The 26143-nt window shown below is 66.6% G+C and carries 24 protein-coding genes and 2 pseudogenes; 15 read left to right on the forward strand and 11 right to left on the reverse strand.

All coding sequences use genetic code 11. The annotated features are described in order from the left end of the window. Positions 1-99: 99 nt before the first annotated feature. A complete protein-coding gene (locus tag BJ970_RS22910; protein WP_184728153.1) occupies positions 100-408 on the forward strand; it encodes a hypothetical protein in 309 nt (102 codons plus the stop codon). Here BJ970_RS22910 and BJ970_RS22915 read toward each other — a convergent pair. The 3 genes and pseudogenes from BJ970_RS22915 to BJ970_RS40120 form a co-directional block, all read right to left on the reverse strand. After that, on the reverse strand, positions 405-977 hold the full coding sequence (locus BJ970_RS22915) for a hypothetical protein (RefSeq protein WP_184728154.1): 573 nt from the start codon (positions 975-977) through the stop codon (positions 405-407). The genes BJ970_RS22910 and BJ970_RS22915 overlap by 4 nt on opposite strands. A gap of 303 nt (positions 978-1280) precedes the next feature. Then, positions 1281-1706 (reverse strand): oxidoreductase C-terminal domain-containing protein, encoded by a 426-nt coding sequence (locus tag BJ970_RS38105; protein WP_184728155.1) that lies wholly within the window; start codon positions 1704-1706, stop codon positions 1281-1283. A gap of 28 nt (positions 1707-1734) precedes the next feature. Then, positions 1735-2034: pseudogene (locus BJ970_RS40120) on the reverse strand (Rieske (2Fe-2S) protein); the annotation flags it as partial. Between the two features lie 83 nt (positions 2035-2117). Here BJ970_RS40120 and BJ970_RS40125 point away from each other — a divergent pair. Further along, positions 2118-2486: pseudogene (locus tag BJ970_RS40125) on the forward strand (SDR family NAD(P)-dependent oxidoreductase); the annotation flags it as partial. Here BJ970_RS40125 and BJ970_RS38115 read toward each other — a convergent pair. Next, positions 2456-2614, reverse strand: coding sequence for a hypothetical protein (locus tag BJ970_RS38115; protein ID WP_246471858.1), 159 nt, complete (start codon positions 2612-2614; stop codon positions 2456-2458). The pseudogene BJ970_RS40125 and the gene BJ970_RS38115 sit on opposite strands and share 31 nt — an antisense overlap. Before the next feature lie 259 nt (positions 2615-2873). Here BJ970_RS38115 and BJ970_RS22940 point away from each other — a divergent pair, with 259 nt between their 5' ends. From BJ970_RS22940 to BJ970_RS22995, 12 genes are all read left to right on the forward strand, one after another. Next, the gene (locus BJ970_RS22940) at positions 2874-4415 is read left to right on the forward strand and encodes a molybdopterin-dependent oxidoreductase (RefSeq protein ID WP_512700297.1); all 1542 of its coding nucleotides are present in this window, start codon (positions 2874-2876) and stop codon (positions 4413-4415) included. Between the two features lies 1 nt (position 4416). After that, entirely contained in the window at positions 4417-4938 is a 522-nt protein-coding gene (locus BJ970_RS22945) for a hypothetical protein (protein WP_184728156.1), read from the forward strand. A gap of 205 nt (positions 4939-5143) precedes the next feature. Further along, on the forward strand, positions 5144-6148 hold the full coding sequence (locus BJ970_RS22950; protein WP_184728157.1) for a proline racemase family protein: 1005 nt from the start codon (positions 5144-5146) through the stop codon (positions 6146-6148). Between the two features lie 64 nt (positions 6149-6212). Next, complete coding sequence (locus BJ970_RS22955; protein WP_184728158.1) at positions 6213-7604, forward strand: flavin monoamine oxidase family protein; 1392 nt, start codon at positions 6213-6215, stop codon at positions 7602-7604. Positions 7605-7879: 275 nt separating this feature from the next. After that, on the forward strand, positions 7880-8743 hold the full coding sequence (locus BJ970_RS22960) for a transporter substrate-binding domain-containing protein (protein ID WP_184728159.1): 864 nt from the start codon (positions 7880-7882) through the stop codon (positions 8741-8743). Between the two features lie 81 nt (positions 8744-8824). After that, on the forward strand, positions 8825-9796 hold the full coding sequence (locus BJ970_RS22965) for an amino acid ABC transporter permease (protein ID WP_221467277.1): 972 nt from the start codon (positions 8825-8827) through the stop codon (positions 9794-9796). A 4-nt stretch (positions 9797-9800) separates the two neighbouring features. After that, positions 9801-10568, forward strand: coding sequence for an amino acid ABC transporter ATP-binding protein (locus tag BJ970_RS22970; protein WP_184728161.1), 768 nt, complete (start codon positions 9801-9803; stop codon positions 10566-10568). Next, positions 10565-12067: an aldehyde dehydrogenase gene (locus BJ970_RS22975; protein WP_312864362.1), complete on the forward strand. Its 1503-nt coding sequence runs from the start codon at positions 10565-10567 to the stop codon at positions 12065-12067. Before BJ970_RS22970 ends, BJ970_RS22975 begins: the two co-directional genes overlap by 4 nt. Before the next feature lie 83 nt (positions 12068-12150). Further along, positions 12151-13038 carry a dihydrodipicolinate synthase family protein gene (locus tag BJ970_RS22980; protein ID WP_184728162.1) on the forward strand — a complete coding sequence of 296 codons (888 nt, stop codon included), beginning with the start codon at positions 12151-12153 and terminating at the stop codon, positions 13036-13038. Between the two features lie 67 nt (positions 13039-13105). Continuing rightward, positions 13106-14206 (forward strand): mandelate racemase/muconate lactonizing enzyme family protein, encoded by a 1101-nt coding sequence (locus BJ970_RS22985; RefSeq protein ID WP_184728163.1) that lies wholly within the window; start codon positions 13106-13108, stop codon positions 14204-14206. A gap of 94 nt (positions 14207-14300) precedes the next feature. Next, on the forward strand, positions 14301-15194 hold the full coding sequence (locus BJ970_RS22990; protein WP_184728164.1) for a dihydrodipicolinate synthase family protein: 894 nt from the start codon (positions 14301-14303) through the stop codon (positions 15192-15194). Positions 15195-15214: 20 nt separating this feature from the next. Continuing rightward, positions 15215-16621: an NAD(P)/FAD-dependent oxidoreductase gene (locus tag BJ970_RS22995; RefSeq protein WP_184728165.1), complete on the forward strand. Its 1407-nt coding sequence runs from the start codon at positions 15215-15217 to the stop codon at positions 16619-16621. Here BJ970_RS22995 and BJ970_RS23000 read toward each other — a convergent pair. After that, on the reverse strand, positions 16588-17316 hold the full coding sequence (locus BJ970_RS23000; RefSeq protein WP_246470975.1) for a GntR family transcriptional regulator: 729 nt from the start codon (positions 17314-17316) through the stop codon (positions 16588-16590). The genes BJ970_RS22995 and BJ970_RS23000 overlap by 34 nt on opposite strands. 726 nt (positions 17317-18042) lie before the next feature. Here BJ970_RS23000 and BJ970_RS38120 point away from each other — a divergent pair. After that, the gene (locus BJ970_RS38120; protein ID WP_184728166.1) at positions 18043-19191 is read left to right on the forward strand and encodes a WXG100 family type VII secretion target; all 1149 of its coding nucleotides are present in this window, start codon (positions 18043-18045) and stop codon (positions 19189-19191) included. Positions 19192-19305: 114 nt separating this feature from the next. On the opposite strand, the gene BJ970_RS39575 is transcribed toward BJ970_RS38120, so the two are convergent. The 6 genes from BJ970_RS39575 to BJ970_RS23035 are packed head-to-tail and all read right to left on the reverse strand — an operon-like array spanning position 19306 to position 26142. After that, positions 19306-20328: an AAA domain-containing protein gene (locus BJ970_RS39575; RefSeq protein ID WP_312864466.1), complete on the reverse strand. Its 1023-nt coding sequence runs from the start codon at positions 20326-20328 to the stop codon at positions 19306-19308. Then, positions 20250-21458, reverse strand: a complete 1209-nt coding sequence (locus tag BJ970_RS38135) for a vWA domain-containing protein (protein ID WP_246470976.1) — start codon at positions 21456-21458, stop codon at positions 20250-20252. The genes BJ970_RS39575 and BJ970_RS38135 overlap by 79 nt, the downstream gene beginning before the upstream one ends. Beyond that, the gene (locus tag BJ970_RS23020) at positions 21451-22341 is read right to left on the reverse strand and encodes an AAA family ATPase (protein WP_184728167.1); all 891 of its coding nucleotides are present in this window, start codon (positions 22339-22341) and stop codon (positions 21451-21453) included. Before BJ970_RS23020 ends, BJ970_RS38135 begins: the two co-directional genes overlap by 8 nt. Next, the gene (locus tag BJ970_RS23025; protein ID WP_184728168.1) at positions 22338-23216 is read right to left on the reverse strand and encodes an XdhC family protein; all 879 of its coding nucleotides are present in this window, start codon (positions 23214-23216) and stop codon (positions 22338-22340) included. The genes BJ970_RS23020 and BJ970_RS23025 overlap by 4 nt, the downstream gene beginning before the upstream one ends. A gap of 11 nt (positions 23217-23227) precedes the next feature. Then, entirely contained in the window at positions 23228-25606 is a 2379-nt protein-coding gene (locus tag BJ970_RS23030) for an aerobic carbon-monoxide dehydrogenase large subunit (RefSeq protein ID WP_184728169.1), read from the reverse strand. Next, a complete protein-coding gene (locus tag BJ970_RS23035; RefSeq protein ID WP_184728170.1) occupies positions 25603-26142 on the reverse strand; it encodes a (2Fe-2S)-binding protein in 540 nt (179 codons plus the stop codon). The genes BJ970_RS23030 and BJ970_RS23035 overlap by 4 nt, the downstream gene beginning before the upstream one ends. Position 26143 lies beyond the last annotated feature (1 nt).

A 26143-nucleotide genomic window follows, 5' to 3' on the forward strand; every position in this document is an offset into this window, starting at 1 on the left:
ACACGCACCTCGGTCCCGCTGGCGTTGCCCCCACACGACTCGCGGGCGTGTCGTCTCCCGCACGGTTACCCCACCCGGCGGGCGAGTCAACGTCCGTTTATGACGATCGTCGACGACGCCACCGCCCAGGACCTCCCACTGCTGACCGGGCTGGTTCGTTCCAGTATCGCCTTCCAGGGCGAATACCCGCCGATGGTGGCCGAGGTGAACATCACCGCCGACGGCCTGAAGACCCGTCTGGTGTGGGTGGCGCGCGACGGATCTCGGCCGGTGGGCTTCTACCTGGTGATGATCGCGGGCCGCGGCACCGAGGTGAAGGCGAACTCGACTACCTGTTCGTCGACAACGACCAGCAGGGCAGAGGACTGGGCGGCCTGCTCACCGTCGCCCCGGAGGCGAACGGTCTAGAGGTGTCCTTCGTCGTCGCAGGGGATCATCGAGGCGAGCTCATCAACGCCCGACAGCCGAACCGATTCCGTCGCACGGACCTGGTCGGCGGTGATCTGCGCATGGTCCCTGGCCATCACAGTGCGCACGTGGATGGGCGTCAGCATGGGCGCGAGGTGCTCGAAGATCATCGCTGCCATGGCGTTGACCGCCACTGTTCCGGTGTTCCGGTGGTGTGGTGGGAACCAGGGCATGACCTCGATGTCGAGATCGGGTCCGCAGTAGTCGCGCTGGCCGTGCAGCTTGACCACCCCAGCAACGTGTTCATCCGCTCGGGCCACGAAGGTGATCTCCCAATCGGGGGGTATGAACCCGAGACTGTCGTCCTCGGCCATCGCTTTCAGGCTCTCCCGTACCTCGTGATGGGTGGAGCCCCGCACGGGGCGGCTGGTCACCACAGGGATCGCCGCGCCGTGATGGGCGAGGACAAGATCAGCAAGTTCATCAAGCGCCGACTCTTCCAGTTCGCTCAGTTCGACGTGACTGGACCGGACCACGGTGTGGGTCATGGGATACAACTTGGTCAGCATGTGATGTCCTTCCCTCCCGTGGTGGGGGCGTACTTCCAGTCCCCGGACGCGTGTCGTCCGGATGCCAGTGTGACGCGGAGCCGGGCTTTCGTGCGATAGGCGCCATCCTCGCACCACGGTACGAACGCCATCCGGATACACCTTTCCTTGATCTCATCGTCCCGGCATGGCTCGAGGTTCTTCATTGAGCTCCCCGTGTCCGTCCAGCGGCCCTTCATGAGGCGTTCGATCTGGACATCCACCCATAGGCCGGTCACGTCTTCGCCGCCACCGCAATAGCCGGTTGCTCCGTTGGTGGGGCCGTCAAGGCCGGACGGCCTCCGCTGTTTCGTGTTCCTTCGCGCGGACGGTGTCCATCGTGGCTTGCGCCGAGACCAGGCAGCGGTAGGACATCACCGCCGTGCCCGCGTGCAGTCCTGCCACGCAGATGAGCCTGCCGTGCCTGGCGTAGGCGACGAGCAGCTTTTCGCCGTCGCGCACGAGGATTTCGATTTCGTCGTACCCGGCGGTGGAACCTACGCTCTGCAGGAGCATCCCGTACTGATCCGACCAGAAGTAGGGGGCGCTCGCGAAGCCGTCCGGGTCGTGCGTGCCGAGCGGCCTTCGGGCCGCGTAGGTGCCTTGCTCGATCGCGTTCGTCCAGTGTTCGACCCGCATAAACCGTTCGTATAGGGGGTTGTACCAGTTCGCCGCGTCTCCGGCCGCGACGACGCCGGCGGCGCCCGTCACCGCACAGGTCCACCCGGTAGGTGGGCAAGCGTCCACGAAGGACACTTCCGACGCTTTCGCCGGTGTCGACGCGGAATTCGTAGGCGTGCCAAGGGCATTGGATGACCATGCCGTCCTCCCCGTACACGTACTGGTCCGGCGCCGACGGCAGCATCGTCCCCGTGACGTGTCCGGAGCACATGGGCCCGCCCTGGTGCGGGCACCGGTCGCCAAAGGCGAACATGCCGGCTTCGGTGCGGATGATGCCGACCATGCGCCCGGCCAGCTCCACCTTGTGCACCTTCCGAAGGGGAAGTTCGGTCAACAGTCCAATGTGGTGCTCGCTCATCGCGCACCCAATTCCGCGCCGGCGAGAGCCGCGCCATTGGCCATGAGCCGCCGCGCCCAGAGTGCCAGACCGCGATCCCGCACATGATCGACCGTGGCGGCGGCAAGATCGTCAACATCACGTCGGTCGCGTCCACTCTGGGCTTCAAGAACCGCTCGGCCTACAACGTGTCCAAGGCCGGGCTGACGATGCTGACCAAATCGATCGCACTCGAACTGGCCGGATCGGGCATCAACTGCAACGCCGTCGCGCCCGGCATCGTGGAAACACCGTTGAACAGCAGCCGGATCATCGTCAACTCCGGCCTGACCATCGCGGTCGTGCTGGGACTGAGCGTGCTCGACATGAGTCAGAACGCCGTCGCGAACCTGGGCATCGATGACCTGAAGCTGACGCATCCGGTGTACGTCGGCGACACGCTCTATGCCGAGAGCATCTGCACGGGGCTGCGGCCGAGTGCTTCGCGCCCAGGGTTCGGCATCGTCTCGATGCGCACGCGGGGCTCAACCACGACGGCGACGAGATCATGTCCTGGAACCGCGCCGCACTGCTGCCGAACCGGGAAAACGGTATCGGGCAAGGCTATTTCCCCGTCGCCAAGGACCGCCCCCTCTCGATGCGATGACATCGTTAACGCCTCTGACACACCATCCGTAGCACCGGCAGGGCACAAAGTCCCCTTCAGTCCTGGCCGTCCGCGCATCTACGGTGGGGTTTGCTCAGCACTTGCTCAGCACGCAACAGTGCGACCGACGGTGCGCCGGCGGACCAAAACCGAAGGGGGGTCGTGGTTGACCACACCTCCTGCTGACGAGCCTTCACGGGGTGTGAGTGGCAACGTGGAACCTGGCGAGACCGCCCCGGAGGAATCTGTAACGCCCGCGTCCGCCGAGTCTCCCCTAGAGGTACCTGCCGAGTCTCCCGCAGAGGTGGCTGAAGAATCTGGCCAGGCGGTTGCCCCACACCCCGAGGAAGTCGGCACGCCTATAGAGGAGGGGCCGGCTGCTGAGCCCGGCGCGGAAGGCGATGGAAAGCCCCCAGATGAAGGCGTTCAGTCCTCGCGCGAAGCCGTTGCGGGTGGGTCTTCGTACGGATTCCCGGCTGGACTGTGGCGGGCGCTGGAGCGGCATCGGCCGCCCGGCATGGGACGGTCGCGACTGTGGCGAAGCCCGCTGCGCGGCCCGTGGTTGACTTCGGTGTTCGGTCTCGTACTCCTGGCGGGACTGCCGATCGTCATCATCACGGGGCTGTTGTCCTACATCGCGTACGGTCCGCGGTTCGGACAGGCGTTTCCGCCGGATGTGGGCTGGCTGCACCTGCCCTATTTCGACTGGCCCACCCGGCCGTCCTGGCTGTATCGCCTCAACCAGGGAGTGCACGTCGGGTTGGGACTGGTCCTGATCCCGGTCGTGCTGGCCAAGCTGTGGTCGGTGGTACCGAGGTTGTTCTCGTGGCCTCCTGCCCGATCTATGGCGGAGGTCGTCGAACGAGCGTCGTTGCTGCTGCTCGTCGGCGGCATCCTGTTCGAGATTGTCACAGGCGTGCTCAACATCCAGTACGACTACGTGTTCGGGTTCAGCTTCTACACGGCCCACTACTTCGGCGCCTGGGTGTTCCTCGGGGCGTTCCTGGTCCACGTGGTCGTGAAGCTGCCCCGGATGCTCAGGGCGCTGCGGTCGCGATCGTTTCGAGCCGAGATGCGCACCTCGCGGGCCCAGACCCGCCCGGAGGCCCAGGACGCGGACGGTTTGGTCGCGGCCGAGCCTGCCGAGGCCACGCTGAGCAGGCGCGGTGCCCTCCTGCTCGTGGGCGGCGGGGCCCTGGCGGTGGCCGCGGTGACCGCCGGACAGACGATCGACGGCATCAGGAGCTCCGCCCTGCTCCTGCCGCGTGGTCGTTCCTACGGACTTGGCGCGAACGACTTCCAGATCAACCGCACGGCAGCGGCGGCCGCGATCAACCCGGGCGACATCGCCCAGGGCTGGCGGCTTGCGCTGACCGGCGGTCCGCACCTCGTGGCGTTGGACAGAGCGAGCCTGCTGGCGCTACCGCAGCACACCGCCGCCCTGCCCATAGCGTGCGTCGAGGGGTGGTCCACCCTCCAGACCTGGAGCGGGGTCCGGCTCCGGGACCTCGCGAGTCTGGCTGGTGTGCCGCATCCCCGCTGGGCACACGTGCGGTCACTGGAACAGGTGGGAGCGTTCAACCAGGCGATGCTGCAGGCGAACCAGGTCCTCGACCCGGACTCGTTGCTGGCATTGCGGGTCAACGGCGTCGACCTCGCCCTCGACCACGGCTTCCCGGCCCGGATCATCGCCCCGGCGGTGCCGGGCGTGCACAACACCAAGTGGGTGCAGTCGATCGAATTCCGGGGCGGCTGAGATGTTTCGCCCGCTTGCCCGCTGGATGCGCTTCTATGGCGCCGGTCCGCTGCATCTGGTGATCGTGCTGGGATGTTTCGCGCTCACTGGGTACGTCGTGTTCCAACTCCTGGCCGAGCCGCTGCTGGTGCGCATCGTCATCTGGTTCGCCGCCGCGATCATCCTTCACGATCTGGTGCTGTTCCCGCTGTATGCCCTCGCTGACCGCGTTCTGACCGGCGCGCATCGCGGAGCGAGAAACACGACCGGTCCGCTGGTATCACCGGTGAACTACATCCGCGTCCCGGTGCTGGCGACCGGTCTGCTGCTGTTGTTGTTCCTCCCGGGCATCATCCGACAAGGAGCCCCGACCTACCTCGCCGCCACCGGGCAGACCCAAGAGCCCTTCCTCTCCCGATGGCTGCTGATCACCGTCGGCTTGTTCGCCGCCAGCACACTCCTCTACTGCGTCCGCCTCTGCTACGCGCACCGGCAGGCGAAGCGGCAGACCGGGCTCACGAATGAACACGAGACAGAGCATTGATCACTACGCAGGGCTCGTGAGCCGGACATCCATCGCCTGTTGACGGGTGTGTTGGCCTGGACCGCGTCGTACTGCGGTGAACGGCAGTCGGCCGCACTGCCAGTTCGGATCCCTACATCGGCGATGTGTAACGTGTTACCGTCTACCCATGGAGTGGGGTTCAGATGGCGCGCTTGAGCGCGCCATTGGTTCATGGAGTCGGGGAGTGCGCCCCGGGCTTGACGTCGTCGATACCCACACAGCGGGGAATCCGACCCGGATCGTCATCGGCGGCCTGGATGTCCCCGCGGGCATCGAGGGTGTCGAGGCCACTCGTCGGTGGCTGCGCGATTCCGCCGACTGGGTGCGACGACGGTTGGTCCATGAGCCACGCGGCGGAGGCTTGACGTGCGCCGTGCTCCCGCTCCCGGCCGCCGGTCCGGACCACGACATCGGCGCGGTGATCCTCGAGCCCGGTTCCTACCCCCCGATGTGCGGCCATTGCATGATCGGGCTGTCGATGGTGATCGACGAATTCGACCTGCTCCCCGACGTGCCGCGAATCGATGGCGCTCGTGGGTTCACGATCGCCACGCCGGCCGGTCTGGTGGGCTCGTCCGTGCGCGGTGGCGGTCCCGCCGCCACCGAAGTGACGCTGACCAACGTCGACTCTTACGTGGTCGACCGCTGGGAGCAGAAGCTGGGCGGGTGCCCGGTCGGTGTCGACCTGTTGTGGGGCGGTGACTACTACGCCACCGTCGATGCCGACGACCTCGGCCTCCGGCTTGAGCCGGAGTCCGCGTTGAAGATCGTGGGCCTCGCGCGCGAGCTCGCTGCGTCAATTGCCGACCAGGTGGTCCGCGACCCGCGCACTGGGACCAAGCTCGACGTCTACCAGGTGATGTTCCACCGGACCATCGACGCCGAGGCTCCCACGTCGCGTGTCGTCGTAGTCGCTCCGCCGGGCGAAATCGATCGCTCGCCGTGCGGGACCGGGTCGAGCGCACTCCTGTCCCTGCGAGTGGCTCGCGGCGACGTCGCCGCGAGCCAGACGCTGACCACGCGCAGCATCATCGACACCGTCTTCAAAGTACGAACCGACTCGATCGCCGACGACGCCGGCCGCGTCGTGGTTAGGCCGCTCCTGACCGGAACGGCCCACGTGACGGGGTTCTCGCGGGTCGTCGCGGACCCCTACGACCGTCTGTGTGACGGGTTTTCCCCGATCTGATCTCAGTGACCCCCTATCAATGACCCCCTCTCAGTGACCCCTCTCAGTGACGGGAGTGCTCGAAGTGAATGATGAAATCCTTGACGTCGTCATCGTCGGTGGCGGGCCGAGCGGACTGTCCGCCGCCTGGCAGCTGCGCGGACGCTCGCTGGTGGTGCTTGAGGAGCGTCGGCGCCTTGGCGGACGGCTGAAGTCCGAATCACGCGGGCCGTACTGGATGAACTTCGGCGGGCACCTGTTCCCGGGTGCCGGCTCTAACATGCACAACCTGGTCCGGGAACTCGGACTGGAGGTCATTGAGATCCCGGGTCTCAAGACCGCGATGACCTTCGCCGGCAAGGTCTACCGCTCCAAGCGAGTGGAGGCGTACCCGTTCGTCCTGCCGATGTCGCTCAAGGAGCGCATCGAGCTCGTCTGGGTCGGAACCAAGCTGATGACCACGGTCGCCCGCTGGCACCGCATCGCCAAGCCCCGCCAGGGCGAGCCGGATTCGGCCCGGCGGGAGCGCATCGCGAAGTTCCGCTTCGGAAAGACCTTCCGGGATCTCCTCGGACGGCCCTCGCGTCGAGTGGACGAGATTTTCCAGGCAGCTGCCCGACGCGCGGCAGCGGAGCCCGAGCAGCAGAGCGCCGGAGTCGGGGTCGCGCTGTTCGGGGCCGTGTGGAGTGGGAAGAAGGACAATACCGCGCTGAATCTCGACGGCGGGTCGGGGCGGTTCGGGCAGGCCATGCAAGAGCATCTGGGGGACCGGATCCGCGTGGGCGCCGCGGTGCAGTCCGTGCGCCAGGATGGTGATCTCGTTCGCGTCAGATACCTACAGGACGGACGTGAGCACACGGTTACGGCGCGTCAAGTGGTTGTTGCGGTGCCGGCGCATCTTGCTCGCGAGGTGGTCGCCGATATACCGGCCGCGGTGGATGGCGCGCTTCAGGTGCCGCGGTACGGCTCGTGGGTCGGGATGACGATGATCACCGACGAGCCGGGCCCCATGCCGTACGACGACATCTACGCGATGACGACGCCGGACCGGACCTTCGACATGTTCTTCAACCATGCCAATCCGCTCCGCCGGCCCGGCCGTCGTGAGCCCGGTGGCAGTCTGATGTGCTACGCGGGTGGCGAGACGGCGCAACGGCTTCTCAAGTTGAGTGACGCGGAGATCACCGACATCTACACCCGCGAGATCCTGGAGCTCTTCCCGACTCTTCGGGGGCACATCGTCGAGTCCCATATCCAGCGGTGGCTGATCGGTGGGACTTACCGGACCGTGTCGGACGCGGCGGCCTTCGAGCCCCTGATCGAGTACTGCCGCGAGCCGGGGCACCGCATCCACTTCGCCGGCGACTATTTCGCGCCTCTCGGGCAGATGGAGGTAGCGGTCACCTCCGGCAAGGCCGCCGCCGAGATGGTCTCCCGTGAGCTAATGCGGGAGTCTCGCACGAGCAGCACCGCGTGACGCCGGGCAGGAACAGGCAGCGCAGCCGGAATTAGGGGATGGCCGACCGTGGGGCGGCCCATCTCCCTATCGCAAGGTGATCTTGCCGCCTGCCCCCGGGTGTTACCGCAGCGCAAATTGGCGGTCGACGTGTTGACACCCGTTGTCCAGCGCGCCAGACTTCCGGCTAAACGTAATCGGTTACCGGTCATATCCAGCCACCTGGAGCCAGGATGAAGAGACTCACCGTCCCCGGACCGCACATTCTCCGGACCAGCGGCGTCACCGCTCTGGTGTTGGCCCTGTTCGCGACGCTCGTCGGCTGCGGGTCGAACCCGGCCGGCGACGGTGCAGGCGCAGGTCCCAATGTGGGCAAGGTCGATGCGATCGCTGCCCTTGTTCCCGAGAGCATCCGGAACCGAGGGGAGCTTCGCGTCGCCGTCCCAGACGGGTCCGCGCCCCTGTCCTCGGTCGATGACTCCGGTCAGGTGGTGGGCATGGACCCTAGCCTGGCTCGCGCGCTCGGCGGCCTGATGGGCCTCAAAGTCACGCTGACGGCTGGGTCATTCGATTCTCAAATCCCAGGGCTTCAAGCAGGGAAATTCGACCTGGCAATGGGTGAGTATTACGTGACGGCCGATCGCCTGAAGTCGGCGGATTTCGTCAGCGGCTGGCGCGACTACAGCAGCTTCGCTACCCGGACGAACGACGGCTGGAATCCGATGACAGGCCAGGACTTGTGCGGCAAGCGGATCGGCGTGATGAAGGGTTCGGCGGAGGAGGCAAGCCTCATCGCCTTCAACGGCAAATGCTCGACGCCGATGACCATCAGTTCCTTCCCGGACCAGTCGGCCTCGTTCCTCGCCCTGAACAGCGGCCGCACCGACGCGATCGTGACCGGTCGAGGTCAGCTTGAGACTGCGGCCAAGACCACCAAGGGGTTCAAGGTCTCCGGCGAGTTCGGCGGCGGTCCGTGCGCAACCGCCGTGGCCCGCAACGGCGATTCGGCCGCGATGTTGAAGGCCGTCCAGGCCGGCTACACCGAACTCATCAAGAGCGGCGTATACGCACAGGTCCTCAAACAGTGGAACTCCGAGTACGGTGCCCTGGACCAGCCGCAGATCTACACGGCCGACTCCACGCCGCCGAACTACTCCTGAGCCCGCGGGCCGGGCGGGCCGAGGACCAGAGTCGAGCCCGCCTGCCCCACGGTCGGGATCACCCTGAGCAGGATGGAGACAATGAGTATTTCCAGCAAAGCCGAGCCCCGCTCGGCGCATGACCTGGAGGTCGTCCGCCTACGGCGACCCTGGCGGCTGGTCAGCGGCGCGGTCATCGCCATTCTCGTCGCGAAGTTCGTCGACATCCTGATCACGAACGATCGATTTCAATGGGATGTCGTCTGGCACTACCTCACCTTTGGTCAGATCATGCAGGGTCTGGCAAGGACGATCGTCCTGACCGCCTGTGCGATGCTGATCGGCATTCTCGGCGGCATCTTGCTGGCCACGATGCGGCTTTCGGTCAATCCGTTGGTGTCGTGGGTCGCCGGAGCCTACATCTGGTTCTTCCGGGGAACGCCGGTCCTTGTCCAGCTCATCTTCTGGTTCAACCTCTCGGCGCTTTTTCCCGCAATCAGCCTCGGGATTCCGTTCGGCCCCCAGTTCGTTGAATTCGACGCGAACCAGGTGATCACCGTCTATGTGGCGGCGCTTCTTGGCCTTGGACTGAATGAAGCGGCCTACATGGCCGAGATCGTCAGATCCGGTATCAACTCGGTCGACCGGGGCCAACTCGAAGCCTCACAAGCACTTGGCATGGGCCGATTCCTGACCTTCCGCCGAGTCGTGATGCCGCAGGCGATGCGCGTGATCGTGCCGCCCACCGGAAACCAGGTGATCGGCATGCTCAAGACCACGTCTCTGGTGAGCGTGATCGCGCTGCCCGACCTGCTCTATTCGGCCCAGCTGATCTACAACCGGAACTTCAACCCGATCCCGCTGCTCATCGTGGCGAGCCTGTGGTACCTGCTGCTCACCTCGATCCTGTCGGTGGCCCAGTACTACATCGAACGCCATTACAACCGCGGCCACCACGGCACGACGGGCCGGTCGCGCCCACAAGAGCCGCAGCGGCCGCGCGACGGTCAGGCGAGCAGGGGCCACGGCCTCGGGACGGGGAATGCGGCGGAAGCGGGAAACGCGGAGGGATGATCTGATGGTCGACCAGCCTTATGTGCTCGCCGAGGCCGTGCGGAAGAGCTTCGGCCACCAAGAGGTCCTGACCGGTGTGGACATCAGCGTCGCCGAGGGCGAAGTGGTCTGCATCATCGGGCCGTCGGGCTCGGGGAAGAGCACCTTCCTGCGATGCGTGAACCACCTGGAGAAGATCGACGGCGGCCGCCTGATGGTGGGTGGCGAGTACGTCGGCTACCGCCAGTCCGGCTCGAAGCTCTACGAGCTGTCACCGCGGGAGACCGCGCAGCGCCGTGCCGAGATCGGGATGGTTTTCCAGCACTTCAACCTCTTCCCGCACATGACCGTCCTCGAGAACATCATCGAGGCGCCGACGAGGGTCAAGAAGATCCCGCGGCGCGCGGCGATCGAGGTCGCGCGCGATCTGCTGTCCAAGGTCGGCCTCGCGCACCGGGAATCCGCCTACCCGAGCGAGCTTTCCGGTGGCCAGGCCCAGCGGATCGCCATTGCCCGGGCGCTGGCAATGAAGCCGCAGCTGATGCTCTTCGACGAGCCGACCTCGGCACTCGACCCCGAGCTGGTCGGCGAGGTGCTTTCGGTCATGAGGCAGCTCGCCATCGAGGGCATGACGATGATCCTGGTCACCCACGAGCTCGGTTTCGCCCGGGAGGTCGCCGACACGGTCGTGTTCATGGACGACGGCTGCGTCGTCGAGTCCGGGACGCCCGGCCAACTCTTCAACAATCCCACCGCTGAGCGCTGCCGCTCCTTTCTGGAGAAGGTCCTGTGAGCAGCGCCGCCATCGACAGGAGGCACGTGATCAACACCGCCCATCGATTCATCACCGCACCGTTCATCGACGGCGCCCCCGTGCAGGCGGTCTCCGGCGAGACGGTGGACTCGATCAATCCCGCTACCGGGGAGGTGATCGCCCCGGTAGCCGCCTGCGACGAGCAGGACATCGAAGTCGCGGTGGCCTCGGCGCGCCGAGCCTTCGAACGGGGCGAGTGGAGCAACGCGGACCCGGCCGACCGGAAGGCGGTGCTGCTCCGCTTCGCTGATCTCCTCGAAGAGCACATCGAGGAATTGGCGATGCTCGACTCGATCGACGCGGGCAAGCCGATCACGGACTGCCGCGACGTGGATCTGCCCGACGCCATCAACACCTTTCGCTGGTACGCGGAAGGCATCGACAAGTTCTTCGGGCGCGTCTGTCCGACCGGCAGCGGAAACCTCGGCCTGATCACCCGGGAGCCGATCGGGGTAGTGGCAGCGGTCCTGCCCTGGAACTTCCCGATGGCGACCCTGTCGTGGAAGGCCGGTCCGGCGCTGGCCGCGGGGAACTCGCTGATCGTCAAGCCGGCCGAGCTCGCCCCGTTCAGCACCCTGCGGACGGCAGAGCTCGCTGCCGAAGCGGGCATCCCCGCGGGCGTGTTCAACGTCGTTCCCGGCCTGGGCCACGTTGCCGGACGGGCCCTGGGCCGCCATCCCGGCGTTGATGCCGTCACCTTCACCGGGTCCACCGAGGTCGGACGCCACTTCCTGCGGTACTCGGCCGACAGCAACCTGAAGAAGGTGATCCTGGAGTGCGGTGGCAAGAGCCCACAAATCGTGATGGCCGACGTGGCCAACCGCCTCGACGCCATCGCCGAAGAGCTGGCCGGTGCCGCTTTTTGGAACATGGGGGAGAACTGCACGTGCGGGTCGCGGATCCTGGTGCACGCCAGCCTGCGCGACGCCCTCGTGGAACGGCTGGTCGCCCAGGCCGCGACATGGTCCGTCGGCGATCCGCAGGACCCGGCCACCAAGATCGGCGCCCTCATCGAGAAGGCGCATCTGGACAAAGTCATGGGCTACATCAAGAGCGGGATCGACGACGGGGCCACGCTCGTCGCCGGCGGACACCGCGTCCTGGAAGAGACCGGCGGGTGGTACGTCGAGCCCACCATCTTCACCGATGTGCGGCCCACGATGGCCATTGCCCGCGAGGAGATCTTCGGGCCAGTGCTCTCGGTCCTGACCTTCGAGACCGAGGAAGAGGCGATCGCGTTGGCAAACGACTCCGAGTACGGCTTGGCCGCCTCGGTCTTTACCCGCGACCTTGACGCGGCACACCGGATCTCGCGGGCCGTACGAGCGGGCACCGTCTCGGTGAACTGCTACAGCGAGGGCGCTATCACGACGCCGTTCGGCGGGTTCAAGTCCTCCGGCTTCGGCGGCTACGACAAGGGCATCGAAGCCATCGACCAGTACACCCAGATCAAGACCACCTGGTTCGCACTCAGCTAGCCGGTCCGCAACGCGAAGTGGTATCGCCAAAACCAAAACTTAGTAGTGCATTACCGCTTACCGATAGAGTAATAAGGAGAATCATGAAGCCCTGGCTGGGGATCGTCGTCGCGGCGGCGCTGCCACTGCGAGACGACCTGTCCATCGACTACGACAAGATCCAGGAGCACGTCGCCTGGCTGGCCGCTAACGGCTGCGACGGAGTAAGTCCCAACGGCTCCCTGGGGGAATACCAGGTCCTGACGCCTCAGGAGCGTGACGACGTTGTCCGGGCGGCGGTCGAGGCTGCCCCGGAGGGGTTCTCGGTGGTCCCCGGCACCGGAGCCTACGGCGCGGCCGAGGCGCGCATGTGGGCCGAGCGTGCTTTGGAGGCAGGCGCCGACGGTGTGCTGTCTCTGCCGCCGAACGCCTACCGAGCCAGCCAAGACGAAGTGGTCGCGCACTACCGGGAACTGGCCAAGGTCGGTCTGCCGATCGTGACCTACAACAACCCCTACGACACCAACGTCGACCTGACGCCGGAGCTGATTGCTCGCATCGCGGAGTTCGACAATGTGGTGGCCGTCAAGGAATTCTCCGCCGACGTGCGACGAGTCCACCAGATCAAGAATCTGGCGCCCAGCATCGACATCGTGGCCGGTGCCGACGACGTGCTGTTCGAACTGGTTCTGATGGGGGCGGTCGGGTGGATCGGCGGGTTCTCCAACGCCTTCCCGCGCGAGTGCCGGAAACTGTATGACCTGGCCGTGGCGGGTAACGTCGAGGAGGGATTGCCGCTGTACCGGCGGGTCCACGACGCGTTCGCCTGGGACTCGCGGCACACCTTCATTCAGGCCATCAAGCTGGCGATGGACATGGCCGGACGTTACGGCGGCCCGGTGCGACTGCCCCGGCTCCCGTTGGAACCCGATCAGGCCGCACGCGCTCGCAAGGACTTCGAGGCGGCATTCGCCGCTCTTTCTGGCGTCTGAGAAGGGCAGGTTCGCTTCTCATGCCCGAGCCACCAACAGCCTGATCCGCCTCGCCAGGAGTCAACTGATGAAGATCATCGGACTCGACGTCTATGAGCACCTCCTCAGCTACGCCCACGGGCAGTACGCGATGTCGGGCGGCCGAGTCGCCACGCATCAGGTGTCGACGCTCGTGCGCGTCCGCACCGACGAAGGCATCGACGGATGGGGAGAGTGCTGTCCGCTCGGGGGGACCTATCTGCCCGACTTCCCGAACGGAGTGCGTGCCGCGATCGCCGAACTCGGACCCGGTCTCCTCGGCCTCGACCCGTGCCAGACGGCCGTCGTCCGGGCGCAGATGAACGCCACGTTGCTGGGGGCGCAGGGAGGCAAGAGCGCCGTGGACATCGCCTGCTGGGACATCCTCGGCAAGACGACGAACAAGCCGGTCTCGATGCTGCTAGGCGGCGTACTGCAGGAGGACTTTCCCCTCTATGAGGCCGTTCCGCTGGCCGAGCCGCACCAGATGGCTGAGTTCATCGCGGCACGCCGTGAGGCCGGAATCACCTGCTTCCAGGTCAAGGTCGGCAACGACCCCCGTGACGACGCCCGGCGTGCCGCCGCCGCCGTCGAGGCAGCGGGCCAGAGCCGCGTGATCTGTGACGCCAACGGCGGGTGGCGCCTCAACGACGCCATCATCGCGGCCCGCGCGATGGCAGACCTGCCGATCTACCTGGAACAGCCGTGCCGGACGACGGCGGACTCGGCGCGCGTGCGCCATGTCACCGCGCTTCCCCTGGTGATGGACGAGACGGTCGTGACCCCGGCAGATCTCTACGATGCCAAGGCGCAGGTGGAAGCCGGCGCGGTCAACCTCAAGCTGGGGCGGCTCGGTGGCATCGGACCATTGCGGCTGATGCGTGACCTCGCGGTCGGCCTCGGCATGACGGTGTCGATCGAGGACACCTGGGGCGGCGACATCGTTACGGCCGCGGTTGCCCATCTGGCCGCCAACACGGCGGCCGACGACCTGCTCAGCGTCTCCTTCTTCAATGACTGGACCAATGAGCACGTCGCCACCGTCGGCCCCACTTCCCATGCGGGCCGAGGACGCGCGACCACAGCGCCCGGCCTGGGCGTCGAAGTCGACCTCACAGCCCTCGGTGAGCCGCTGTTCACCATCAGCTGAGCGGCCCGATCCCCGGAACCATCCCGCGCCAATCCATCCCGTGCCAATCGATCCCGGAGCAGTCTCCGGGCAGCGAACGAGAAGAGCAGAAAATATGACCATCCACGGAGCGATTTCCGCCATCGTCACCCCGTTCACCGCCGACGCCGCTGCCGTTGACGAACGCGCGCTGCGCGACCTGGTCGATCGCACCGTCGCCGCCGGCGCCGACGGCATCATCGCGTGCGGCGGAACCGGCGAGTTCACCGCGCTGAGCACGGGGGAGCGGCGCGAGGTGGTCCGGATCGTTACCGAGCAGGCCGCGGGCAGGATTCCGGTCATCGCCCAGACCGGAGGGCTCTCGACCCGCGAGGCGATCGCCCATGCCGAGCATGCGGCCTCGGTCGGCGCGGACGCCTTGATGGTCGTGCCGCCGTTCTACGAGCCGCTCTCCGCCGCCCAGGCCGAGGAGTATTTCGGCGACGTCGCGACCGCGACCGAGCTGCCGATCATGCTCTACAACCACCCGCACGGCACCGGTCTGGCGATGGACGCCGACCTGATCGTGAGCCTGGCCGAGCAACACGACAACATCCGCTTCGTCAAGGACTCCAGTGCCGACGCGTTCCTGCTCAGCCAGCTCGTGACCGAATACGGTGGCCAGATCGGGACATTCTGCGGCGAGGACGTCCTCGTGGGCGCCGCCCTCACCATCGGGGCCCTCGGCCTCGTCACGGGGAGCTTCAATTTCATGATGCCCGTCCACGCCACCATGCTCCGGGCTGCGCAGGCCGGCGACTACGCCACAGTGAGCCGACTGTGGCGAGAGACGCTTCCCCTGGTCGTCTGCCTGGCGTCGAACCCCTACACCAGCGCCGTCAAGACCGCCTGCTCGATCCTCGGCCATGATGTCGGCCCGGTTCGCGCGCCACTGCCCACCATTTCGGCACAGGGCCGCAAGGAGCTTGAGACCCGGATCGCCGCCCTCGATCCCGCCTACTTCGCGTGAGCCGCAAGGAGCACATGGCCATGAGCAAACCAACCGCCGACGCCGCGATCGATGTCGACGTGGTCATCGTCGGAGGCGGCCCGGCCGGGATCGCCGCCGCCCGCCAGTTGCGCAACCACCAGATCCTTCTGCTGGAGGAGACCGATCGCCTGGGCGGACGGCTCAAGTCCGAGCCCCGCGGCCGCTACTGGATCAACCTCGGCGGCCACCTGTTCCCGGGGGAGGGCTCCCACACCCAAGAGATCATCGGCGACCTCGGCCTGCGGACCATCGAAATCCCCGGCATCAAGTTCGCCCTGGGTTTCGCCGGGAAGTTGCGGCGCAACAAGCGCGTCGAGACCTATCCGCTCACCCTTCGCTTGACCCTGAGAGAACGAGCAAGCATGGTCAAAGTCGGCCTCACGATTCTCCGTGCCGTGCGCGGCTGGCACCGGGCGATGAAGCCCCGCACCGGCGAGACCGAGGCCCAGCGGCGAGATCGAGTTGCCCAGTACCTGGCCGACCGCACGTTCCGCGACTTGATCGGGAAGCCGCCCGAGCGTGTCGACGCGATCTTCCGCTCCGCCGCCCGGCGCGCTGCCTCGGAGATCGATGAGCAAAGCGCCGGGGTCGGTGTGTCCCTTTTCGGCGCGGTGTGGAGCGGCAACAAGAGCTCGATGGCCCTCAACCTCGACGGCGGCTCCGGCCGGTTGGGCGAGGCCGCCGCAGCCGACCTCGGAACCGCGGTCTCCTACCACTCGCGGGTCGTTCGAATTGCGCCAGACGGCGACACAGTCCTGGTCGACTACGTCAAGGGCGACCAGAAGTCCACCATCCGCGCCCGTCAGGTCGTGATGGCGGTGCCCGCCCCGGTGGCGCACCGAGTGGTCGAGGGCTTGCCGGCTGACGTCCACCGCGTACTCGGTGAGGTCACCTACGGGCCGTTTCTCACCATGGGGGTGCTCACGGACGAGACCGGCCCCATGCCCTACGACGACATCTACGCCATGACCACGCCCGATGCGTCCTTCGACATGCTCTTTAACCACGCTAACCCGCTGCGCCGCGGCACCCGTCAACCTGGCGGGAGCCTGATGGTCTACTCAGGCGGTGCCCCCGCCGCCGAGCTGATGACGAAAACGGATCAGGAGGTGGCCGAGATCTACCTCGCCGACCTGTACCGGCTCTTCCCACGGCTGCGGGAGGCCGTCAAGGAGACGATCGTCCAACGCTGGGAACTGGGCAACGTCTACCGTCGGTCGAACATGGACTTCTCGCCGATGCTGCGCTATTGCCAGCGAACCGACACCTCGATCCACTTCTGCGGAGACTGGTTCGCCGAACTCGGCAATATGGAGATTGCCGCGGGCTCCGCGATCGAGGCCGCGGCACGCGTCGATCGACGCCTCCGATGTCAACGTTCGTCGGCATCGTCCGACGCCGGCTGACCACCCTCGCCCGACCATTCATGGGTGATGTGGCCGAGATGCACCGACATCAGCTGCTCGGTCTTCGCGGTGTCGCCGGACTGCATGGCCGCGATGATCTCGAGGTGCTCCTTCGCCGACGCGATCAGTTGGCCCTGCTCGTTCAGTCCCTTAAGCCCGAACAAACGGGTGTGGTCACGTAGCGTGCCGACCATCTTGGTCAGACGCGCGTTACCGGCCAGCCCGATCAGACCCAGGTGGAAGTCGCGATCCCGCTCCAGATAGCCGGTGATGTCACCTTCGTGGGCGGCGTCGACGATCTCCTGGGCGATTCCGGCGTAGGGCGCCAGGTCGAGCTCAGCGTGCCGGCTCGCCACCTCGACCATGGTGGGCACCTCAAGGAGGATCCGGATCCGCTGGATCTCTTCGAGCTCGCTGGCCGAAATGGGCACGACCTGGTAGCCACGGTTGCGCACGGGCACCATGAGTCCCTCGTTCACCAGCGTCAGCATCGCCTCCCGGACCGGCGAACTCGAGACCCCGAGCTGGGAGGCCAAAGCCGCCGCCGAATAGATCTCGCCCGGCTGGATCTCGCCACTGACCATCGCTTGACGCAACACGGCCAGAGCCTGCTCACTCAGCGACAAACGCTGCATGCTCGTCGACGTGGCCGCGATCTTGCCGCCGTCTGTCCTGCCCGGCCGTTGCTCCGCCATGTCCGCCTCCTGCTCTCATGTCGCCCATCAGGCGAACCGCGTCCGCTTGGACACCCCGTTCTAAGTAGAATGTTACCGACTACCAACCCGGGTATCTCATGCAGGGAGCCGTGCCGTACGCACACCGCGACAACCTCATGCCGCAGTCGCAGGATGTCGGGGTCATAGCCGAGCACCCGAGACGGGTCAGCGAGCAACTTCTCGAATGCTGCGGCCGCTCCCGCCTGATCCTCCGCGTGACCCCGCCAGCAGGCGAAGTTGTGGCGGGTAACACCTGTTTGTCGCCCGCTTTCACCTGGGCGCAACCCGCGATATCCCAGATTTCCCCGCCGGTGCAATACACCAGTCGGCGGAATCAATTTCGGCCGAGGTCTCGGCTGGCCGCAGCAATATCACTGGGCCGAACAAGCGGATTCGCGTACTTCGCAACAAAACCCAGGACGAAAGGTCCTATGATACGCATGAGCGTCGATGTTGGGGGGTGCTCAAACTGCGGACCAGGTCTAGCGGCCCGTGGGGAGAATCGTTGGGCACGACTGACGAGAACGTGCGCGTGAAGCAGGCGCAGCAGGTGACCAAAGCACTCACCAGGTCCGCTGCCGAGGCGCCGAACGCTATCAGCGAACCGTGTTCATCCTGGTCGCTCCGCAGGCGGCGACGCCGGCCCACGACAGCAAGTAGATCTCAGAAATTTAATGGGCTTTCGTGATTTCGAGGTGATGATGCGTGACAAATCCGTTGGTGGCCGACCGCGTGGACTCCACGACGGGGTTCAGCGGGGTGCCGATTCTGGAGTCCGTGGATGAGACGAAGAAGGCCCTCGAGTCCGGGGACTGGGCATCTGGTGTCCTAGGTGCGGCAGTGACGGGTCTGGATGCGCTGGGCATGGCGTTGGATCCGTTCGGTTCGATCCTCGCCGCTGGTGTCGGCTGGTTGATGGAGCATGTTGGCCCGTTGTCGGATGCGTTGGATTCGTTGACCGGTGATCCGGATGAGATCAAGGCGCATTCGGAGACCTGGAAGAACGTCGGCGACGAACTGGCCGCGATTAACACCGAGATGGCGGATCTGGTCAACAGTGACACCGCCAGCTGGATTGGTGAGGCTGGGGATGCCTACCGGGCGCGGAGCGGGGATACCGGAAAACTCCTCGAAGCCGCGCAGAAAGGGGCTGAAGGTGCGTCGAGCGGGATCGGTACGGCGGGGGAAGTCGTCGCGGCGGTTCGGACGCTCGTCCGCGATATCATCGCGGAGCTCGTAGGCCGCCTCGTTTCGTGGGCGTTGCAGGTGCTCGCCACCGCGGGGATCGCTATGACGTGGGTCGTGCCGCAGGTGGCCGCTGCGGTGGCCAAGGTCGCGGCGAAGATCGCCGATATCACGATGAAGCTCGTCAAGGCCCTCAAGGCGCTGGCTCCGATGCTGAAGAAGCTCGGCAGCTCCTTCCGCGATGCGAAGAAGGCCCTCGACAAGATCAAGGCCGACAGCGGGAAGAACAGCGGCCCGAAGCCACCCCCGAACCGCCCGCCCAAGAACGACGGCCCGAACTCCAGGGGTCCGCAGGGCGGTGAGACAACGCGCGGAGGACGGCCCGAGCCCAAACCGAACCCGCCGAGGATCAATATCCAAGATTACAACAAGGCGAAAACTATCCTGGCCGACATCGGCAGCATGACCGCGAGGAAGTCGCACGTGAAGCACGACAAGGACAGTGCGCCGAGTAACCACGGGGCATCCTTGCTGGCCGCGGCACGGGATGAGTTCCAGCAGCAAGGCAAGAATGCGGGTCTTCCGAAGCACACGTACAACGGGATGACGAAAGAACAATACGACGCGATCCATCGTGCCGCGGAAACCATGGGCATCTCGAAGTGGTGACTCCGCTAGCCTTACCCGAGGGGGCAGCACGCTTCGTTGAAACCGAGGACCCTGCGTAAGCCACGTCAGGCCATGTCGCCCATCAAGAGTGGCGGGCGACATGAAACGCGGGGGTCACCGAGCTGACAGTCGAGCCCAGTGGGCTTCGGCGTGGTCCAATGCCTCCCGGATTCGTTGGGCCTCTCTGCTGCCCGTGGTCGGGAGCCGCAGCAGTGGCATCTGGTATGCGCGAAGGATCTCGTTCTTAACGAGGTCTCGTTTCAGCTGGGCCGGGTTGTTCTCGTGGAAGGCGAAGCCGTCGACTTCGATGGCCAGCAGCGGCTGGTTAGTCACCCGGTTGTATACGACGAAGTCGACCGACGCTCGATTTCTCACGTAGGCCAGCTGCTCCGGCGTGAGCCGGCTCAGGTCGGAAAGGAGGTTTCGCAGGAGGATCTGGCAACTCACCGTCAGGTGCGCGTACTGCTGCTCAGCGAGGATGTCGTGCAAGACGGTCCAGATGATGTCTTCCGACGGGTATTTCAGTTCCTTCTTTAGCCTCGCGGCGAGCGGTCGCAGTCGTTCCGAGTACGCGGTGTAGAGCAGGTCGAAGATTGAGATCACCGCGCTGTCCGCGACCTCCTCGCCGGGGTTGTGGTAGCGGATATAGCCGACCAGGTCCCGGATGTGGCGGCTGGTGGGCAGCATGTCGTAGTTCGTCACCAGGATGAACCGTTGGACCGCCCGCGACACCGCCACATTGATCATCTGCGGGTCGTCCACGAAGCGAAGTCCGGTCTTCCCACGCCAGGTCTCGTCCAGGACCGTGGTCAGGATGACGACCTTCTTCTGCCGACCCTGGAACTTGTGGATTGTGTGGGCCTCGATCTGGTCGAGCGCGTCGGTAGCCTTGTCGGCCTGGAGTCGGTACGGCGTGGTGACGCCGATGTCGGTGTCGGCAACTCCCCGGCAGTACTCCGGGAGCACTTCGCCGGCGATGACGTCCACCTCACGCTGGTTCGAGCGGCCTCCTCCGCGGTGCTGGCGCATGTGGTTTCCCTCGACCGTGCGCACCACGATCATCGGCCGCTCGGCGCCGCTGGTGGTGTACGGAATGAGTTCGCCGTCGTAGAACTTCTTGTTGCAGAACCCGATGATGGCCGGATCGCTGCGGTCAGCTCGTCGAGCGCGTCGAGCCGGTGCCCGCTGAGCACCACATCGCAGTACGGCCACGCCGCTGCCATCCCGCCCGCCATCGGCCGGTAGCCGGGACGTGCCACTCGCGGGTTGACCCAGACGATCCGGAACGCCAGCCGCGCCAGCCGCGCCATCTGCCGTCCCAGCTCGCGCGGATCTCCGGTCTCCCACCCGTCGGAGACGATCACGACCACCGATCCCCTGGCCATGCCGCGCCGACCGTGGCGGTCCAGGAATTCCCCAACTGCGTCGGCGATCCGAGTTCCGCCGGACCAGTCCGGGGCGGCCTCACCCGCACACGTCAACGCGGTGCGAGGCCGCGTGTGGGCGAACAGCCGGGTCAGCCGGGTAAGTCGGGTCGCGAAGGTGAATACCTCCGCGTGCGTTCCGCCGGCCGCGCAGTACAGGAATTGCAGCAATGCTCGGGCGAACGGTTCCATCGAGCCGGAAATGTCGCACAGGACGACGAGTTTCCTCGCTCGCAGCTTCGGGCTGCGCCTGCTCAACCGCACGGGGTGCCCGCCGGTTCGCCGAGCGGCGCACAACGTGCTGCGCAGGTCGATCCGCCGACCGTGCGCGGTGCGGCGGTCGCGTCGTGACCGCCGCAGCGGTGGGACGAGTGCGAATCGGCGCATCAGGGCGGCCAATGACCGCAGCTCGTCGGCCGAGAGTTCGGTGAATTCGCGATGGCTCAGCTGTTCCGCGGCACTGGCCAACTCCGGAACCTCGATGTCCGTGGTCGACCTGTTCGCACCGCCGGGATTCGCGCTGTCCCGTTCTACGCCACCGGGCCCGGTCGGCGGAGTCGCCCGCTCCGCCGGCGGATGCTCCGGTTGTCCGCGCTGCTCAGCCGGGTCCACGACGCCCTCGAACACCGCGCGGAACACTGCATCGAGCACCGGCATCTGGTCCGGATCGGAGATCAGGGTCGCTTGTGCGCACCAGCGCAGCTCCCGGGTGTTCGCCGGTCGAACCACTCCGATGGCGTCGGTGAAGCGCGCACAGCGATCCGGCCCGACCGGCAGTCCCTCGGCGCGCAACGCGGCGCCGAACGCTGCCACCAGGTCCACCAGGTCAGCCAGATCAGCCATCCTCGCCCACCAGAACCGTCGTCCCCGCTTCGCGCACTGCCTTGACGTCTTCGGAGTACTTCAGCACGGCACCGAGCGTTCGTTCCGCGGCACTTTCATCCACTGTGGACAAGCCGAGAACCTGCAGCGCCATCGCCCAGTTGATCGCCTCGGCCACTCCGGGCGGCTTGGTCAGGTCCAGGCGGCGCAGGCGACCGACCGATGCGGCCACGGCGGCAGCCAGCTGATCGGCCGCGTTCACCCGGCGCCGGATGATGGCGGCGACCCGGTCGGCATCGGGATAGGCGATCCAGTGGTACAGGCAGCGCCGCTTGAGGGCATCGTGCAGGTCGCGGGTGCGGTTGGACGTCAGCACCACGATCGGCGGCACCATGGCTCGCCGGGTGCCGAGCTCGGCGATGGTGATCGCGGCGTCGGCGAGCAGTTCGAGCAGGAACGCCTCGAACTCGTCGTCGGCTCGATCCACCTCGTCGATGAGCAGGACCGCGGGGCGCGGTCCTGGGTGGGAGATCGCGGCCAGCAGCGGCCGTTCCAGCAGGTATTCGTCGGTGAACAGGTCGGCGTCGCGCAGCACCGCACCGCGCGACTCGGCCAGCCGGATGGCGAGCAGCTGGCGCGGGTAGTTCCACTCGTAAAGCGCCTCCGCGGCGCTGAGACCTTCGTAGCACTGCAACCTGATCAGGCGGGTGTCCAACACCGCCGCAAGCGCCTTGCCCGCCTCCGTCTTGCCGACACCGGGCTCGCCTTCCAGCAGGATCGGTTGCTGCATCCGCACCGCGAGCAGCAGCGCGGTGGTGAGCGCGTCGTCGGCGAGGTATCCGACACTGCCCAACTCCGCCCGCAGGGCGGCGGCATCGCGGAACGGGCTGGGCGGCTCGCTCATGTCGGGTATCTCGCTGGCTCGTCGATGAAAGCTTCGCGGCACGCGGGTCCGCAGAAGTAGACGGATCGGCCGTCGCGGTGTGCGGACGGGGTGCAGGCATTGATCGCAACCGCCATTCGGCACACGGGGTCCACGGCCATGGGCGCGTGCTCGCCCGACCCTGCCCGGCGTGGCCGCTGCATGACCAGTTCGGCGTACACGGACAGCGCGATCTCCGATGCGGTCTGAGCGCCGATGTCCAGTCCCGCCGGTGTCCGCACCCGCGCCCGCTGCTCTGAGGTCACGTCCAGCCGGTCGAGTATTGCGGCGCCCCTGCGGCGGCTGGCGACCAGCGCGACGTAGGGAACGCCGGCCCGCAGCGCCGAGGTCAACACCGGCTCCTCGGATCGGCCTTGCGAAGCAACGACCACGGCCCCGATGTCGGCGGGAAGCCCGGCATCCGCATCTGTCGAGCTGTCCACTTCGTACCCGAGTTCCCTGCCGAGACGAACCAGTGCGCGGGCCACCGGCGTATCACCGAACACCCGCACCAGGACGGGCGGCAGCATCGGTTCCAGGAAGATGTCCAGGGATCCGCCGGACAAGCAAGGATTGCTCACCATGACGAGCCCTTCGGTGCGCGTCTCCTCGGAGACTGCGGGAGTGATCCGCAGCAGCACCGGAGCTCCGCCGTCCAGCAGTCGCAGTCCCTGCGCGCGCACGGTCGATTCCGCGCACGCACCGCCGACGAAGCCCTCCACGGTCCCGTCCGGCAGCACCAGCGCGGAATCGCCGGGCTTCGCGCTGGAGGGCCGCTGCGCCCGGACGACGGTCGCGACCACGAACGGCGTGCGCCTGGAGCGCAGATCCGCTCTGCGCTCCACGAGATCGCTCACATCCCACCACCTCAGCCGATCGCCAAATCCGTCCTCAGTGGACGACCTTGCATGGCGCGCCACACAGCGGCCGGGGTCAACGGCATGTCCGCGTGGCGAACGCCGTACGGCTTGAGTGCGTCCAGCACCGCGTTCACCACCGCCGCCGGGGACCCGACGGTCGCCGACTCGCCGACCCCCTTGGCGCCGATCGGGTGGTGCGGCGAGGGCGTGACCGTCGCACCGAGCTCCCACGACGGACATTCCACCGACGTCGGCAGCAGGTAATCCATGAACGAACCACCGAGGTTGTTGCCCTCCTCGTCGAACGCCATCACCTGCATCAGGGCCATGCCGACGCCCTCGGCGAGTCCGCCGTGCACCTGCCCCTCGACGATCATGGGGTTGATCCGCACGCCGCAGTCGTCGACCGCGACCAGCCGGCGCACCGCCACCTTCCCGGTCTCGCCGTCCACGTCGACGACGCAGATGTAGGCGCCGAAGGGGAACGTCAGGTTGGGCGGGTTGTAAACGCAGCTGGCGTCCAGGTGGCCTTCGACGCCTTCCGGCAGTTCGAGCGTGGAGTGTGCGGCGAGCGCGATCTCGCCGATCGTCCTGCCCGCTTCGGGGTCGCCGCGCACGAACCAGCGTCCCGACTCCCACTCCAGGTCGTCTGGGCTGACTTCCAGCATCGCCGAGGCCACGACCTTCGCCCGCTCGCGCACCCGCTGCGCCGCCACCGCGACGGCTGCGCCGGAGACCGGTGTGGAGCGCGAACCGTACGTGCCGAGGCCGAATGGCGTCTGGTCCGTGTCGCCGTGCACCACCTCGATGTCGTCGGGCGAAATGCCCAGTTGGTCGCTCACGATCTGCGCGAAGGTCGTCTCGTGGCCCTGGCCCTGGGTCTGCACGGAGATCCGCACCACCGCCTTGCCGGTCGGGTGCACCCGCACTTCAGCACCGTCGGCCATGCCGAGCCCGAGGATGTCCATGTGCTTGCGGGGTCCCGCGCCGACCGCCTCGGTGAAGAAGCTGATGCCGATGCCCATCAACTCGCCCCGCTCCCGCCTCCGCTGCTGCTCCGCGCGCAGTTCTGGGTACCCGGCGATGTCCATGGCCAGCTGCAACGCCGCGGGGTAGTCCCCGGAGTCGTACTCCCAGCCGGTGGCGCAGGTGTAGGGGAACTGCTCGGGGCGCAACAGGTTCTTCATCCGCAGCTCGCCTGGGTCGACGTCCAGCTCGCGGGCCAGCAGGTCGACCATCCGCTCGACGAGGTAGACGGCTTCGGTGACGCGGAACGAGCAGGCGTAGGCCACTCCGCCGGGCGCCTTGTTGGTGTAGACGCCGGTCACGTGGCAGTGCGCCGCCCGGAGGTCGTACGAGCCGGTGAACACGTGGAAGAACCCGGCCGGGAACTTCGTCGGCTGCGCGGTGCCGTTGAAGGCGCCATGATCGGCGATCACCTCGACGCGGACTCCGAGGATCTTCCCGTCCTTGGTGGACGCGATGCCGCCGCGCATGTGGTAGTCGCGGGCGAAGCTCGTGCTCATCAGGTTCTCGGCCCGGTCCTCCACCCACTTCACCGGTTTGCCGGTGACGATCGAGCCGACGACCGCACACACGTAACCCGGGTAGATGGGGACCTTGTTGCCGAACCCGCCGCCGATGTCCGGCGAGATCACCCGGATCTTCTGCTCCGGCAGACCGGCAACCATGGCGTAGACGGTGCGGTGGGCGTGCGGTGCCTGGCTGGTCTCCCAGACGGTGAGCTTGCCGGTGGCCGGGTTCATGTCCGCCACCGCGCCGCAGGTCTCCAGGGGCGCCGGATGCACTCGCGGGTACAGCAGGTCCTGTTCGACGACCACGTCGGCCTGGGCGAAGACCTCGTCGGTGCGGGCCTTGTCACCGGATTCCCAGTCGAAGATGCGGTTGTCCGACTTGCCGTCCTTGTCGTCGCGGATGACCGGGGCGTCCGGGTCGAGCGCCTTGAGGGCGTCCACTACTGCCGGCAGCGGCTCGTACTCCACGTCGATGAGCGCCAGGGCATCCCGAGCGGCGTACCGGTCCTCGGCGATCACGAAAGCGACTTCCTGGCCCTGGAAACGCACCTTGTCCGTGGCGAGCACGGCCTGTGTGTCGTAGGACAGGGTCGGCATCCAGGCGAGACCGAGCCCGTCGAGCGTCTGGCCGGTGATCACCGCCCGGACCTTCGGGTGGGCTTCGGCCGCCCTGGTGTCGATCGACACGATCCTCGCGTGCGCGAGCGGACTGCGCAGCACCGCGCCGTGCAGCATCCCCGGCAACTGCACGTCGTCGATGTAGGTCCCGCGCCCGCGGATGAACCGGGCGTCCTCTTTCCGGTGCATGGGGCCGAATCCCATCGGCGCCCCGTGTTCTTCTACTGCCGTCATGCCCGCACCTCCTCGGCGGCGGACCGCTGGCCGGGCACTGCGGATTCGTCGGCCTCCGCGACCGCAGCCGGCGCGCCAGATCCGTGCTCGGCGGCCCAGCGGATCGAGCGGACGATGTTCTCGTAGCCCGTGCATCTGCAGACCTGGCCCGAGATCGCTTCCCGGATGGTCTCCTCGGAAGGGTCCGGGTCGTGGTTGAGCAGCCAGCGGCCGGTCATCAGCATGGCGGGCGTGCAGAATCCGCACTGCAGTCCGTGGCATTCGACGAAGCCCTGCTGGATGGGATCGAGCCCGGATTCTGTCTCCAGGCCTTCCACCGTGCGGACGTCGCAACCGTCGGCCATCACCGCCAAAACCGTGCACGCCTTCACCGGCATTGCGTCCAGCCACACGACGCAGGCACCGCAGTTGGAGGTGTCGCAGCCCCAATGTGTGCCGGTGAGTCCGAGGTGGTCGCGGAGGAAATGCACCAGCAGCAGCCGCGGTTCGACGTCCTGGGTGCACTCCCGGCCGTTCACGGTCGTGGTGATCTGCATG

The organism is Saccharopolyspora phatthalungensis (assembly GCF_014203395.1).
In the GTDB taxonomy this organism is placed as follows: Bacteria; Actinomycetota; Actinomycetes; order Mycobacteriales; family Pseudonocardiaceae; genus Saccharopolyspora; species Saccharopolyspora phatthalungensis.